At 42.6% G+C, this 16,744-nt stretch carries 8 protein-coding genes; all 8 read left to right on the top strand.

From position 1 onward, the window contains the following. Positions 1-366: 366 nt before the first annotated feature. Positions 367-759, top strand: coding sequence for an alpha-glucosidase domain-containing protein (locus SNE26_RS20565; RefSeq protein WP_321555775.1), 393 nt, complete (start codon positions 367-369; stop codon positions 757-759). Positions 760-1,580: 821 nt separating this feature from the next. Beyond that, positions 1,581-5,033 (top strand): ATP-binding protein, encoded by a 3,453-nt coding sequence (locus tag SNE26_RS20560; protein ID WP_321555774.1) that lies wholly within the window; start codon positions 1,581-1,583, stop codon positions 5,031-5,033. A gap of 401 nt (positions 5,034-5,434) precedes the next feature. Further along, the gene (locus tag SNE26_RS20555) at positions 5,435-7,564 is read left to right on the top strand and encodes a family 43 glycosylhydrolase (protein WP_321555773.1); all 2,130 of its coding nucleotides are present in this window, start codon (positions 5,435-5,437) and stop codon (positions 7,562-7,564) included. Between the two features lie 1,027 nt (positions 7,565-8,591). Then, the gene (locus tag SNE26_RS20550) at positions 8,592-11,753 is read left to right on the top strand and encodes a TonB-dependent receptor (protein ID WP_321555772.1); all 3,162 of its coding nucleotides are present in this window, start codon (positions 8,592-8,594) and stop codon (positions 11,751-11,753) included. Between the two features lie 9 nt (positions 11,754-11,762). Next, complete coding sequence (locus SNE26_RS20545) at positions 11,763-13,379, top strand: RagB/SusD family nutrient uptake outer membrane protein (RefSeq protein ID WP_321555771.1); 1,617 nt, start codon at positions 11,763-11,765, stop codon at positions 13,377-13,379. Between the two features lie 30 nt (positions 13,380-13,409). Next, the gene (locus SNE26_RS20540; RefSeq protein WP_321555770.1) at positions 13,410-14,624 is read left to right on the top strand and encodes a glycan-binding surface protein; all 1,215 of its coding nucleotides are present in this window, start codon (positions 13,410-13,412) and stop codon (positions 14,622-14,624) included. Positions 14,625-14,839: 215 nt separating this feature from the next. After that, a complete protein-coding gene (locus tag SNE26_RS20535) occupies positions 14,840-16,297 on the top strand; it encodes a cellulase family glycosylhydrolase (RefSeq protein WP_321555769.1) in 1,458 nt (485 codons plus the stop codon). 192 nt (positions 16,298-16,489) lie between these two features. Further along, entirely contained in the window at positions 16,490-16,726 is a 237-nt protein-coding gene (locus tag SNE26_RS20530; protein ID WP_321555768.1) for a hypothetical protein, read from the top strand. Positions 16,727-16,744: the final 18 nt, after the last annotated feature.

Here is a 16,744-nt window from a genome sequence, read left to right as displayed (position 1 = left end):
TTTTTTTTCAGATGACACTTACAACAATCCCGGCAAATCATATTTCTTTCCTCTGTAATTACTCTTATTTGGATCAAACTGAAAACTATGAAATTAAATCTCTTAACTCAATAATTTTCGATGTTATCTTATTTTAAATGGACAAACTGATGATCAATGGCTTCGGAATCTCCCCAGTAAATCTGGCGTTTTCCAATTGTTGCCAGCTATGCTTTTGTGTTAGTAAACTTTTTTAAACTTTCCTGTAATTTAGAGGATATGTAAGCGAATTTCAACGAGAGTAATATTTTTTTCATCATGATTATTGTTAAGATAGAGTGCCGTCATTTAAATTTACAATCGCTATAAACCAATTATTTAAATCACATGAGGATTACATACCCAGGGGCTGTTATGCTCCTTCTTCTTACCTCGCGAAGGTTTGCGGAGGACTTTCAAATAACCCGACTGGCGATAAAAGAAAATGCCCGGTTCATGGACATTGAAGTTCGTTTTTTTTATTCTTCCATTGGCAGAATAATTAAATCACCGGAAGGATCTTTTTTGAAGAAGCAAGGCCTTTCTGTGATCGAGAAGCCCGAATGGAAAAATCTCACCGTAAATGAGGAAAGCAATACTGTGCATTTAAAAAGTACTTCCAAAGAGGTCGGTTTAAACCTAAACACCGAAAAAATTTCATTTGTAGACTTACATCACAAGCCTCTTTTTATAGAAAAGGAATATAGCACTCAAATTCAAAGGGAGCGCCTTTGTCTGTAAAAATGTGATTTAACGAGGAAACGATGATCTATGTATATAAATGCGCGGTACCTCATTTCCATATTTGTATGCAGTTCAATATAGCTTCGGTGCAAATGAAAAGTTGTATATTTAAACCCATTTCGAACATTCGGTTTAACCAACTCCTGTCAGGAAGCGTATATTTAAATAAAAAAAACGGCAAAGTAACCCAATACTACGCGGCTGCCGATAAATTTTTTAGTTCCCCTTAGTACTGAACATGAGACAAGAGATCAATCGAAATTAAAGACACTGTTGTGAGAGTATTTTTCTACATTATAGCGATGCTGATTGGAAATGGCGTATTTGCCCAGCAGTTTCACGTCTTTACCCCAATCGAAAGCAGTAATGGGCTTTCAGACAATGAGGTCCGAGCCATAAACCAGTTGCCCGACGGAAGAATGGCTATTGTTACGGAGGGAATGGTCAATCTTTATAATGGTACATCCTTTCAATACATCCATATTGACGATGAACACTCCTATCAACTACCAGGCTATACAGGCTATCACCGTGTATATGTTGAAAATGAGAAACGCCTTTGGGTCAAGGCAGGCAGAAAATTAATACTTATCGACCTAAGCGCGGAACATTACGAAGAACATCCCGAAAAAGTACTGGCATCGCTCGGCGTCAATGAACCACTGTCTGATTTTTTTGTAGACGCCAGCAAGAACCTATGGATGGTAACGTTATCAGGCAAATTACTTTTTCGCGACCGCGTTCTGCAGAAAACGGTAACATTTTTATCAAAAACAGAATTGCCGGCAAACTCCCCCGACCCGGTTTTTGATATTGAGGTGCTGGATCAAAGTTTGTATGTTTTTTATCGCTCCGGACAGGTTATCATTTATAACACTGCCACTCGAAAAGAGACCGGCCGGCAAAATACACTGGAAAACCAGGAGCCTAATGCTTATCTGAATACCTTATACGTTGTTCCCGGCAATAATACCTTTTACCTGTTAAGAAACGGCAAACGCGGTATTATGCTTGTACTAAACAAAACAAACAATAAATGGGAAAAAGTAATTGAAACAGATTACTGGCTTAACTCCTTGTCTGTTGGTCCTTTCGGAAAAATCGTCGTGGGCTGCAGGAAAGGGCTTTGGATGATGGATCATGATCTGACCAATATTAAATTCACCCCTACGCTACACCTGGTTGATGGCAGACTGATCGATATCGAAGTCAGTAACTCTGTTTTTGACCGCCAGGGTGGCTTATGGCTGGGGACGCTGAATAAAGGGCTGCTGTATTTTCACCCGGATCGCTTCCGATTCAGAAACGTCGGCAAATCCCTTTTCCCTTTGCCCGAAAACCAAGAGTTGTATGTTACTGGCTTCGCAGAAAATAATAAAACCGGTGACTTGCTGGTTGGCACTGACAAGGGAGTTTTTAGCTATTCTGATAAAACTGAAAAACTTAAACTTTACGGTGATCCTCTGAGAGGTGTGAACTGTAAGGCTATGTTGACGGATCGGAGCGGAAACATATGGATCGTGGCAAACAAAGGCTTATTTGTTTTATCAGGTAAAAACATCAGGCGCTACCCGATAGACAATTTGAACAATATTTTCGAGACCGAAAAAGGCCATTATCACCTATGCTCCGACACCTCGGGTCTCCTTGAATTCGACCCAGTCACTGGTAAATTACAAAGTATTCGCATTGAAAATAAGGTACGAGACTATTTATATGCCATACAACAAGTCATTTCCTATAAAGGTGCCCTAATCGGCACTTCATACGGAAGACTAATTATGTCTGACACGGGCAGGAAGGAGCTCAAATTAGTTGACCATCGCTTGGATAACCCTATGCTCCGCCATAATAATCGCCAATATCACTGCCTGCTGAAAGATAGCCGGCAGCTACTATGGTTCGGAACTCAGGATGGTTTAAACATTTGGGATGAGGAAAAAAAGAAACTATTCAGTTTTCATACCGAGGATGGTCTTGTCAATAATTCAATCCAATCAATAACAGAAGATAGCGGGGGATCAATCTGGGTTTCTACATCAAATGGAGTTTCGAATATTCAGTTATATAAAACCAAATACGGAAGGCAATTTAATTTTACAAACTTCAACCGTTACGACGGGGTGATCAGCAATGAGTTTCTCCCACGATCATCCTATTTAACCATAGACGGCCGGTTGTTGCTGGGTGGCATCGATGGCTTTAATCAAGTAAATCTCAGGAAGCTTTTTGTAAGCAAGAGAGTTTTTGATCCCATTTTTGTCGATTTTCAAATTTTTGACAAGCACATTAAGCCAGGAGATTTGTATAATGGAGATGAAATTCTTAAGAAATCAATCTCCGCCTCCACATCGGTCACCTTAAAACATAATCAGAATTTTATTAGTGTAAGTTTTTCCGCGCTTAACTATGTAAACCCTTCTCAATCTTTTTATCAATACTTTCTCGAAGGTGTTGATGATAGCTGGCACGATGTGGCAGCACCGGATGGAATAGGCCGGGCAACCTATACCAACCTCGCTCCGGGGTCATACGTACTAAAAGTCAGAGCCTCAGACGACAGCCGATGCTGGGCCGGAAAAACCGCGATATTAAAAATCACGGTGCTCGCACCCTGGTGGAAAACCTCCTTTATGATCGGGCTGTACCTGGTGACAGTTTTGGGATTAATTTATCTTGTTGTATCCAGGTATGTAAAAAAAAATAATGTAAAACAATTGAAGCTACAGCAACAAAGACTGGATGAGCTGAAATTCAGCTTTTTTACTAATATGAGCCATGAGTTAAAGACTCCCCTTACATTGATCCTGACGCCGCTTGATGTAATTATAAAAAATGTCGAAGATAAAACGCTTAAAGGCCAGCTGAGCAGCATTTATCGTAGCGCGCAATCGTTATTGAACCTGGTCAACCAGATGCTTAACTTCCGTCGATTAGAATTCAACGCAGAAGTTCTTCATTTAAATTGCTGCGACATCAATGAATTTACTGAAGCACTTTCTTATCCTTTCCGTAACCTTGCAAGCAGCAGGCAGATCCTTTTTCAAAGATTTTGCCCTCCTAACCTTTGGCTTTATATTGATAAGGATAAATTCGGTATGATGCTAAATAACCTGCTATCGAATGCGTTTAAGTTTACGCCTGATCAGGGCAGTATTAGCATCCGTGTGGAAAGATCAATAATGCCTGAAACGGAAACGCCGGCGATATTGATAAGCGTCACAGACTCCGGTTCAGGCATATCACCTGCTGACCTCCCCCAGGTCTTTAACCGTTTCTTCCAGGCAGCCAACCAATCGGAGAGCAACACGGGAAGCGGAATCGGCCTTCACCTCGTCCAGGAATATGCGAGGCTGCATGGTGGCTTTGCCGATGTCAAAAGCGTTGAGGGAGAAGGAAGTACTTTTACTTTATATATTCCCGGTGACCTTAAACCAAAAACAATTGATAAACGCAATCCTGCCCCACATGAAAACGGTAATACCAAAACAATCAGTATATTAATTACAGAAGATAACGACGAGCTTCGTTATTTTCTGGAAGAGCAACTGGGGGCTTTGTACGATGTTAAAGTTGCACAAAATGGTAAACTAGCTCTGGAAATAGTTTTTACGCAATTGCCGGACCTGGTTATCAGCGACATTATGATGCCTGAAATGAGTGGGATTGAATTATGTGATACATTGAAAAAAGATATCAGAACCTCCCATATTCCGATAGTGTTACTGACGGCGCGCTCATCAGATGAATCGCAGTTTGAAGGTTACGAGGCGAGGGCCGACGCCTACATTACCAAGCCTTTTAATATTGATATTCTCATTGTCCGCATCCGAAATCTGATCGAGCAGCAGGAACAGCGGAAGCAACTATTCAAAAAAGCTATTGTTATCCAACCGGGGATGGTTACAACTTCCGGAATCGACGAAAAGCTGATAAAAAAGGCGATGGTATGCGTTGAAAAAAATCTCCATAATTCTTCCTACTCGGTCGAGGATTTCAGCAGCGATATGAATATGGAGCGCTCCGGATTATACCGGAAATTAGTCTCCATCATCGGACAAACTCCTTCTGAATTCATCCGTTCAGTTAGGCTCAAAAAAGCAGCTCAGCTATTATGTCAGCGGGAGTTATCAGTGGCCGAAATCTCTGACCGGGTTGGTTTCAGCAACGCGGCATATTTCAGCAAATGTTTTCAGGAAGAATTTAAAGTAAAACCTTCGCATTATGCGGAATATGCAATTGGCACTCAAGGCCATTCTGAGTCTACGTAATGCTGCCCGGAGCACTATTTTTGTACTTATCTGATTTGCCTCAAAACAAAGGCATTGTTCCATTTTACTCCTGATTTTCATCACCAGTCTTATTTATTTCAACTTGAGCGTTGTCTTCGCAATGGTTTTTGGGTCTAATTTTAGCCTCAGAAAGCCAGATCATAACAGCTAACAACTGGTTTATTTAACAGAGATTAAATCCGGTTAAATGGATACGCTCATTTAAAAAGAAAATGTCCGTTTCCATACAATCGATTGTGAAATTACCACAATCTGACGGACATTTTTTCTAAGGATACAGACTATACCGGACATCTTCGGATAAGCGTTACTGTTTTGGAATTTGACTGCTTCTTCCAATAAAAATGCAACAGAAATATACATATCTATTATTATTCGCGATGACCTTTCGGCTAATTACAGATGGCCGGCCTCATCCTTTACTGTCCAAGCCCTCTTTTGGGGCTTATTTATTTGTTTATTTTACTGGAAACAGCAGAAACGAAGAGGCCATCAGGTTTGCTATCAGTATGGATGGTTACCACTTTAAAGTGCTTAATAAAAATAAGGCGGTGATTAACAGTTCGGCTATAAGCGAAACTGGCGGTGTTCGTGATCCGCACATTCAACGCGGAGCTGACGGGAAGACGTTTTATATGGTGGCGGCCGATATGGTATCGGCAAAGGGTTGGAATTCAAACCGCGGGTTAGTTATGCTCAAATCGACCGACCTAATTCACTGGTCTTCCGCTACCGTCAATTTTCAAAAGCAATATGCCGGGCAAGACAGTTTGCTAAGGGTATGGGCATCACAAACTGTTTATGACAGTACAGTTGGAAAATATATGGTTTACTTTTCCTTAAAGTATGGTAAAGATCCGGACAAGCTTTACTATGCGTACGCTAATCCGGATTTTACCAAGCTCGAAGGAAAACCGAAACAGCTGTTCTACAGCCCTGATAATGCAGCTTGTATAGACGGCGACATACTTGCGAAAGACGGAAAATATTACCTGCTCTTTAAAACGGAAGACCGTTTGCCCGGTATCAAAATCGCGGTTTCCGATCGTCTTGCCGGTCGGTATACCCTTCAAAGCCCTACTAATGTCCAGCAAACGTCCAGCCCCGTCGAGGGACCAGGTACGTTTAAGTTAAATAACGGCAAAGGGTATATCCTGATGTATGATATGTATGCAAGCGGCGTCTGTCAGTTCACGCGCACTACTGACATTAAAAATTTTAAGACGGTAGATAACGAAGTGGAAATGGATTTCCACCCGCGCCATGGTATCATAATGCCCATAACTAAAAGTGAAGCCGGGAGGCTGATCAAAAAATGGATGACGCCTGATGATATAGTCCAGACGGTCAAAGCTGAAGGGTTAAAGGAGAACAACATTAAACTGGATACAGTGTTGAACACGCTTTACCTGCCCTTTAAGCCGGGTACGGATTTAAGGAGGGTTCATCTGAAGTTCATGCAACTTCCTGATGTCACGATCTCGCCGGAAACGGCAATAGACTTTACTCACGGACCGGTGAACATACGCGTTGCAATTGCTTCTGGAAAAACGGCTACCTATAAGGTGATTTCACTTGAAGACCATAATCCTGTTTTGGAAGGTTATTACGCCGATCCTGAGATTCTTTATGCTGAGAAGACAAGCAAATTTTATATTTACCCGACATCTGATGGTTTCCCGGACTGGGGCAGTACTTATTTTAAGGTTTTCTCTTCTCCAGATCTGGTAAACTGGCAGGATCATGGTACCATTCTCGATTTAACTAAAGATGTTAACTGGGCGAAGAGAAATGCGTGGGCGCCCTGCATTCTTGAAAGAAAAATTAACGGAGCGTACAAATACTTTTACTATTTCTGCGCAGCGCAAAAAATTGGCGTGGCCGTAGCTGATGATCCGCTCGGCCCGTTTGTTGACTCGGGTAAGCCCTTAATCGATCAGCCGCCACCGGAAGTAAAAGGAGGCCAGCAGATTGATCCCGATATTTTTACCGACCCTCAGTCGGGTAAAAGTTACCTTTACTGGGGTAATGGTTACATGGCGGGGGCAGAGTTGAATAACGATATGATTTCACTAAAACCTGGTACCACCGTCATGCTTACGCCTGATAGCACTTTTCGGGAAGGTTCGTATGTGTTTTACAGAAAAGGGAAATATTATTTTATGTGGTCGGAAGATGATACGCGGAGTGAAAACTACAGGGTCCGTTATGGAGTAGCATTAAGTCCGCTCGGGAAGATCAAAGTGCCAGCTCAAAACGTCGTTATCGCTAAGGATCCGGCTAAAGGTATTTATGGTACCGGCCACAATTCTGTATTGCAGCTGCCAGGAAAGGATGAATGGTATCTGGTTTACCACCGTTTTAATTACCCCAAAGGTATCAAAATGGGAGCTTCAGCTGGTTGGTATCGTGAAGTGTGTATCGATAAGCTTGAGTTTGATGGGGACGGAAGCATCAGGCAAGTTGTTCCAACCCATAACGGTGTTAGGATGGTACACATTAAAAAATAGCAGGATGCCGGATGATTATATCAATTTAGCGTTTGTTTACACAAGATTTCACGAAGGAGACAGTTTTTTCAGACAGCAACTGCAGGTCTTAAAAACTGTCTCCTTATTTGTCTTTCAATAAAACCGGTCGGTTGAGGTGCACATGCCGTGATATCAGGTTAATCCGGTTTGACATCAACTTTACTCATGTAGCTTCGGCTTTTTAGTAATACTCAAGCCATTTTAGGCTAAGCAAGGGTTAGCACCTATATTCAGGTATCATATTCTTGTACTTACTCACCTGATGCAGCTGAAAATCAGTTATTATCGCATTTTGCTCCTTACTTTTCATCACCAGTATTATTTATTTCAACGTCAGTGTTGTCTTCAAAGGTGGTCTTCGGTCTAATTTTACCCTTAGATAGCCAAGATCAGACTATTAACAACCAATTTATAACAAGATGAGACTAAGCCGGGTAAATTAAAAATCCCGTTCTTCTAAAAACAACGTCCCGTTTCCCTACAATCGATTGTAGAGATCCCAAGATCTGAATGGGCTTTTTAGAAAGACGCCAATTTTATCGGCTGCAAAGCCTACGTCCTGTTAACTGGAGTTCTCCCTGGCTAAAACAGAAAACCAATAACCGAGTAAACCAACATTAACCCCTTAAATTAAAGCGTATGTAAAAACCCGATTACTCCATTTTGCCTCAGCCGATAATTGTTGTTTTCACAATTATTATCGACGGTATCGCCAATTAATAAATGTAAACATAAACTATAAAAGAGAGGGCTGCCCCTCCGGTATATGTGCTGCTATGCTGATGCCAGTAAGACGTTCCCATTCGACAACCTGCAGGTGGTTCTAAAGGAATGTCTCGCTACAAAATGCTGAACCTGCTATCAATTGCCGGGAACAATGCGCTCTCTGCATTTAGTCAGCTAACAAGCAGCAAATAAATTACCGACGAAAAAAAGTAAGGCTAAAATTTAACATCTAATCCAGTTTTATGAACCAATTATTTACTAATCTAAATTTATCAAGAAAATGAAAAGAAAATCAAAATTGCGACCGGCCGTCCGTTGGTGGCTCTTTCTTAGCGCCCTGTTTTTTTCTTTGACAGGCTACGCGCAAAGCATCAAAATCACCGGTAAAATAACGAGCGCAGAAAACTCTCTTCCCCTTCCCGGCGTAACCATTAAAGTGAAGGGTGCGCCTACAGGTGCGATATCCGGTACGGATGGCAATTATACGATCAATGCAAGAACCGGGGATATCCTCATCTTTAGCTTTATGAGCTATACCACTCAGCAAATATACGTAGGCTCATCTACAGTTATCAACGTTGCGCTCAAACCGTCAACCAATGATTTGAATGAGGTTGTAGTTATTGGATATGGTACCAGAAAACGGAGGGACCTAACCGGCTCTATCTCTTCTGTAACAGGAACGGATTTGTTAAAGACCCAGCCAACAACGTTCGATCAGGCTCTACAGGGGAGAGTGGCAGGTGTAGTTGTACAACAGGTATCAGGCCAGCCGGGAGGTGACGTAAACGTGCAAATCCGTGGTTTAGGTGGCTTTGCTGGTTCACCTCCCTTATACGTTATTGACGGAGTACAGATACCCCCTAACGGACAGTCTGCCATTTCAGGCAATGGCACCAATCCGTTGTCCAGTATCAACCCATCTGACATCGCTTCAATTGATGTATTAAAAGATGCCTCGGCTACGGCTATTTATGGTTCGCAAGCATCCAATGGTGTAATTATTATAACTACAAAAAAAGGAAGCGCAGGTTCGCCGCTCATTAGTTATGATGGCTACATCGGCGGGCAAAAATTACCCAAGTATTATGACGTAATGGATTTAAGGCAGTACGCCACTTTCATGAACGAAAAAAGTGCAATAATCGGCTATGATATGCGGCCCCAGTTCGCGAATCCGCAATACCTGGGTGAAGGTACCAACTGGCAAAAAGCACTATTCAGAACAGCTCCTATGCAAAACCATAGTGTGTCCATCAGCGGCGGCGATTCCAGAACAAGGTATTATTTGTCGGGGACCTATTTCTCTCAACAAGGGATTGCTGTCGGTTCAGATTTTAAAAGGACGTCGGTAAAAGCAAATATTGACAATAAAACTACCGATTGGTTGAAAGTTGGTATAAACCTGAATATGGCACATGTGGGAGAAAACGTGACCACTTCCAACGCGGGCGTTATCTGGCAGGCGCTTAATCAAACGCCCGACGTAGCTGTGATAAACCCTGATGGCACCTGGGGTGGCAATGACCCTAACATCTATGGCGCGGTAGGCGCCAATCCATTTGCACTAGCCAAGATTGTGAAAGATTTTAGAAGCCGCTACCAGTTATTTAGCAATGCTTATGCCGAAATTCAATTTACCAGGGATTTAACCCTGCGCAATGAAGTAGCCGGAAATTTTGACTTTGCTACCGAGGATTATTTCAATCCAAGCTATGTTATGGGAGCTTACACTAAAGCAAATAACAGCGGTACCGCGTCAAACGCGCAAAATTTTTATAACTCAATCTCCAATTATTTAACCTATCAACATACGTTCGCAAAAAAATACGAACTAAACGTAGTAGCCGGGCATGAAGCCCAATTGCTCAAAAGCAATGGTGTATCAGCTACCAGAACCAATTTTGCGAGCAACAACGTACAAACAATCAGCTCCGGCGACGCGACAACTGCTACTAATTCTGGTGTTAAAGGGCAGGGAGCTTTAGAAGCCTATTTTGGCAGGGCTAACTTTACCTATGACGACCGTTATTTGCTAACGGCTACTGTACGTCATGACGGCTCATCAAAATTTGCCGAAGCACACCGTTGGAATACCACATACTCGGGTGCCCTTGCCTGGAAGATAAACCACGAAAGCTTCCTTAAAGGTGTAAAAGCTATCAACGATCTGAAGCTAAGGCTTAGTTATGGACTTGTAAATAATCAAAACATCGCGGAGTATGCTTACGGTTCCACTTTAAATACAATTTCCACCGGCTTGTCAGGTAATTCGCAAATAACTACCACAACCGGGAATCCTGACATCAAGTGGGAAACTACAAAGTCATACAACGTTGGCCTGGATGTCACTGTTTTAAACGGAAGGATCAGTTTTTCTGCTGATGCATATGACCGCAAGACAAACAACCTGTTGTTGAGCCTTACTATGCCGTATTATTCAGGGACATTCCCTTCCGGCGGGTATTCCCCAGGCGCTATACAAGCCCCTTACGTAAATATAGGTGCAGTGGGCAATAAAGGCTTTGAGTTCTCGCTATCGACACAAAACATCAAATCAAGGAACTTTAACTGGAACAGCAACATCACATTTTCCAGGAATATCAACAAAGTGATTCAATTGGTTGAGGGCACCCCGGCAATCTACGGTTCTGTAACCAAAACTGTGGTGGGGCGTTCAATAGGCGAATTTTACGGGTACCAGGTACTTGGGATTTATAAAAATGCTGCCGACTTTGCAAAATATCCCGCGTTATCCCAAATCGGAGGCAGCTCTATACCTATAACCCCTGGTACAGGGGGCGTTTGGGTAGGGGACGTTATTTTTAAAGACATTAATGGCGATGGTAAAATTGATGCCAGCGACCAAACATTTTTAGGTTCCCCATTACCCAAGTTTCAGTATGGCATCGGCAACAGTTTCAATTTTAAAAACTTCGACCTGAATATCTTTATGACAGGCAATTACGGGAACAAAATTTATAACCAGTTAAAGGTAAACCGCGATAATCCGAACCAGAATTTTGGCTATTTCCCATCTGTTTTGGATTTCGCGAAAATAGGACTGATTAATCCGGCTGGTTCATCGTCGGATATCAACAACGTATTCATTACGAACCCGTCAACCAATGTGGTCAGGATCAGCCAGGGCAGCGGTAACGATAACCAGCGTTTTTCTGATAAATATATCGAAAGTGGCTCATTTTTGAAGTGTAAGAGCATTGCTTTGGGATATAACTTTTCAAATAGTATATTAAATAAAATCAAGTTGAGGTCACTACGGGTGTATGTAAACGTTACCAACGTTTTCACCATTACCAAGTACACCGGCTATGATCCGGAAATCGGTTCATGGAACCCTTTAGCGGCAGGTATCGATAATGGATATTATGCCCAACCGCGGGTTTACACAGTTGGCCTTAACGTATCGCTAAATAATTAACTCAATATCATGAAACGCATTAAAATAAATATAACCTTACTGGTTATCAGTATTGTTGTGATAAGCAGCTGCAAAAAAGATTATCTTAAACGACCTCCTTTAACGGGTATCACAACCGATAATTTTTATAAAAGTGGGTCAGATTTAAGATTGGCTACAGCTGCGCTTTATGCCCTACCCTGGGCCGGCTGGAACAATTTCCCGTTACTGGGTATTGGAGATATTATGAGCGGCAATATGCTTCAGCCGTATAACTCTGATTTGGTTCAGTTCACTTCCTTTACCATTACGCCACAAAACAGCTATTTAGCCCAGTCATGGAGAAGTTTTTATAATGTAATAGCCCATTGTAACACTAACATTAAAGCTATTAACACCAAAATGCCCGATAGCGTGGCTATAAAAAGTAAAACAGGCGCGCTTGGCGAAATAAGGTTTATTCGGGCTGCATCCTACTTTCACCTGGCCCAGTTATGGGGCGCAGTACCGATTATTGAAGATAACGACAAGCTGATAGCTAACCCGCTGGTGCCACGTCATAAGCTTGAAGATGTTTACAGGTTTATTATCAATGATTTAAGATATGCTGCGGCTAATTTACCAAAAACGGATCAGCCGGGCCGTGTTACCACATGGTCTGCCCAGGGTATGCTGGCAAAGGTTTATTTAACCAGGGCCGGTTTGAACCAGAAGGGATCACGCAACCAGTCTGACCTGGATAGTGCTGCTTACTATGCCGGTAACGTGTGCAATACCAGCGGTTTAACACTTTTGCCGAGCTACTACAACCTCTTCCGGACCCAATTTAATGACAATTCCGAATCATTATTTGCTTTCCAGTGGGCACCGGGCGTACCGTACGGACAAGGCAATTCCATACAAGCTCAATTCGCGCCAAGCGGCAGCCTTGTTACAGGCGGAGGCGGCTGGGGTCAGGCCATTGGTCCTACTACAGATCTTGCAAACCTCTACACACCACAGGATTCGGTACGCCGCAAAGCGACTTTTATGCTCACCGGTGATAAATATCGTGAGCTGAACGCAGCAGGCGGCGGATATACGGCTACCGGTGTAAATGTTAAAAAACACGTGGTGGGTACCGCTGCTGATAATAATTCACCAACCATGGATCTTGGGTCGTCAATTGAACACAATACAATATTGCGCCTGGCAGATGTATATTTAATATACGCCGAAGCTTTATTAGGTAATAATGCCTCTACAACCAATGCCCTCGCTTTACAATACTTTAATGCGGTACGTACAAGGGCAGGGGTTGATAAAGTTACTGTTCTTACACCCGATATTATCATGAAGGAAAGAAGGATTGAGCTGGCCTTTGAAGGCCAGTATTGGTTTGATCTGGTGCGCCTTTCTTACTACGATCCTCAAAAAGCGGTTTTTGTACTTCAAGTTCAGACAACCCTCACCAATGATCCGGATCCCAATAACAGGTATGTGCCACGGTCGTTGTTTACTTATGATCCGGCCACAGGAATTAAAAAACCTCAGCCTACCGGCCCTATCACCCCGCCAACCATTAATACATTTACCCTGCCTATACCGGCAAATGATCAGACAGCCGATCCTAAGTTGCTGGAGCCTCCTGTACCTTATTATAAGTAGAATTCAAGTCATTAGATAATTCTTAAAATCATGAAAAAACTAAAAAATATCAAAAGCTGTTTGCTGCTTGCGTTGCTTGCTGCAGCCGCATTTACCCAATACGGCTGTAAAAAGGATGCATCATCAGCATCAAAAGGGGCTCCGGTAATTACCGCCATACGTAATTACGTAGCCCATCCCGGTGATTCGCTTTTAAGCAGTGTGGGGACAGGTCAGTGGATCGTTATATCGGGTAAAAATCTAAAAGGCGCTCTTTCAATTAATTTCGATGGCGTTAAAGGCTCTTTTAATGATGCCTGGTTTTCAGATACCAGTGCGATCGTACTGATACCGGCAGTTATCGCGTTTCCTTCAGTACCTTCAGATAAACTGAATACCATACAATACATTACGAATCACGGGCAAACTACGTTTTCATTTCCTATAGTTGCCCCTGCGCCAACCATTTCGGGTATTTCTAACGAAGACGCCAATCCCGGCGACTCGGTTAAAATTAAAGGGTTTAGCTTCTTCTTTATTAAGAGCGTCACCTATGCCGGGATTAATGTTAACAACTATAAAGCGTCAAATGATGGTACCAGCCTCAGCTTTGTAGTACCAGGGAGCGTTACTCAAACCGGCGGCATTGTGAGTGTTGAAACAAAATCGGGTAAGGCCTCGACAGTTTATCCGGTACACAATTTTATAACCGGTGTATTGAATAATTATGATAACATTAATAATTTTTCGTGGGGTTCTGGTACATCCAACAGTTCTTCTGATTACCCTGGTAACACCGGTTATTACGGTGTAATGCAAGCATTAAATCTTTCACAGTACGATTACTCCTGGTGGAACTATGGCCGGTCAATTAATACCAACGCAGCGCAATGGGTGCCTCAGGCCAACTTGAATGATACTGTAAGCCATTATGCTTTAAAGTTCGAAATATCGGTTAGCAAGCCATGGTCAACCGGCTCGTTCAAGATTTTAAAAGATTACTCATATACCTATACAGCCCTTTATCACCCATGGAAAACGGCTACAGGGGCAATTGCTCCGTTTGTTACAAAGGGTTGGCAAACAGTTATTATCCCATTGTCAAATTTTGTAGATGATAAAGGTTTTCCTGCACCAAAGCTTACAGATTTGCTTGGTTCAACAGGGGCCGGCGCCATCAACATAACATTTATTAATGACGGGGCAAATACGGTTCAAAATTTCGAGGCAGCTGTTGACAATATCAGGATAGTAAGAATTAAATAAGAGAGAGTTAGTTGATTAATAAGTAAATGCCTGGGGCCTTAACATATGGTCCCGGCATTTTTCACAGGCATCAATAAACAGCTAACCTATTTAGTATACACACGAAAGACTTGAACAGCAATGATAAAGTGATAAAATTCTATAAATATAAAAGTCGGATAAGAATTTCTCGGCAAAAATAGGCCGGTAAGATTAACCCATTTTAACGTAATAAAATGAAAAAAATGTATTTTTTAAAATTATTAATATTGTCTGCGATAATATCGCTTTTGTCCTGCAAAAAGACAAACAACGCGCCGGCGGAACTAACAGTAAGCCAAACGGCCTTAACTTTTACAGCTGAAGGCGGGACACAGGATTTTTCTGTTAGCTGTAATGCTAAATGGAATATCGTTAATCCGGGTTCTTCCTGGTTGCAATTAGATAACACATCCGGCAGCCACGGTAATACTGTTATTCATTTAACAACATTATCACAAAACGTGAACGGATCAACACGTTCAAGTACAATAACCATAAACTCTTCCAATGGCCAGGCGAGGACTTTAAAAGTATTGCAAACTTCTAACATCTATCCCAGTTATAACACATCGCCCAAGGCCGCCGACGCGAGCGGAATGAGCAGAAATGCCGTTCAGCTTGCAGCTAAGATAAAGCTGGGGTGGAATATCGGTAATACACTGGAAGCTCCGGGCGGAGAAACAGCCTGGGGTAACCCTGCTATTACTGAAGACTATATCAAATTTGTAAAACAACAGGGGTTTAATGCCATACGTCTTCCATGCGCATGGAATTGGGGACATCTAAGTAACCCAGCTACTGCACAGATAGATCCGAACTGGTTAAAACGGGTAAAAGAAATAGTAGGGTATTGTGTAAACAATGACATGTACGTATTACTAAACATCCATTGGGACGGTGGCTGGTTGGAGAATAACGTAACGGCGGCAAAGCAGGATTCTGTGAACGCTAAACAAAAGGCACTATGGGAACAAATTGCAACGACTATGCGCGATTTTGATGAACACTTGATGTTTGCCAGTGCCAATGAACCAAATGTAGATGATGCAGCAAAAATGACAATACTTAATAGCTATCATCAAACTTTTATCAATGCAGTGCGAGCCACAGGTGGCAGGAACAGTTACCGCACATTAGTTGTTCAGGGACCCTCAACCGATATTGGTGAAACCAATGATCTGATGACATCCCTTCCTCAGGACAAGGTAGCATCCCGAATGATGGTCGAGGTACATTACTACACCCCTTACCAGTTCTGTCTCATGGATGGGGATGCAAGCTGGGGTAAGATGTTTTATTACTGGGGAGCAGGCCATCATTCTACCATAGAACCTGACCGGAATGCTACATGGGGCGAAGAAAGCGATGTAAATTCCGCCTTTAATAAAATGAAGACAAAATTTGCAGATAAGGGTATTCCGGTGTTGTTGGGCGAATACGGAGCCTATAGGCGCGGCAATACATCGCATGTTCCTTTGGATCTGGCAACGCATAATGATGCCATCGATTATTGGCTCACTTACATCACTAAACAGGCAAAAGCCAGCGGGATGCTGCCATTTTACTGGGACACCGGCGGCGCTTTAGACCGGGTAAATTATACAGTAAAGGATCAGCGTACGATCACGGCACTCAATAAAGGCGAAAACTAAAGAAATGCCGGATACATTGATCAATGTATCCGGCATTTCTTTAGTATAAATGTTAATCCGGAAGGTTTAGGCCCAGATCATGAATTACGAATGTGAGCGCGTTCATCGACGGAACCAGCGCAGGAGGTTGTCCAATCTGCCATTGACGCGGTTGATAGGGTACGTCGCAGTCCTCATTCCTTAAGGTGTGCCTTGCAGATCGTGGTTACCATTGTCTTTCTTTTGTTCGTGTTTGGCAGCAGCGCTATCGCGCGGAATACCAGCTGTGACATCATCGCCTTGCTGCTCAACAGCCGAGTTTACCTGTTTCCGCTTTCCAGATCTTTTACGGATGATGACCGGGTCTTTCTGCCGCGGGCAAAACCTTCGCTGGCCTTTTTATCCGTTTCTGGCGAAAACAGCCGGCAAATCCGCGGTAACCGTCTTTAGAGCGCTTCAGGATACAAA

Source organism: Mucilaginibacter sp. cycad4 (assembly GCF_034263275.1).
GTDB lineage: Bacteria > Bacteroidota > Bacteroidia > Sphingobacteriales > Sphingobacteriaceae > Mucilaginibacter.
The sequence above is the reverse complement of the archived record's forward strand: the minus strand, read 5'-3'. Positions and strand labels throughout refer to the sequence as shown.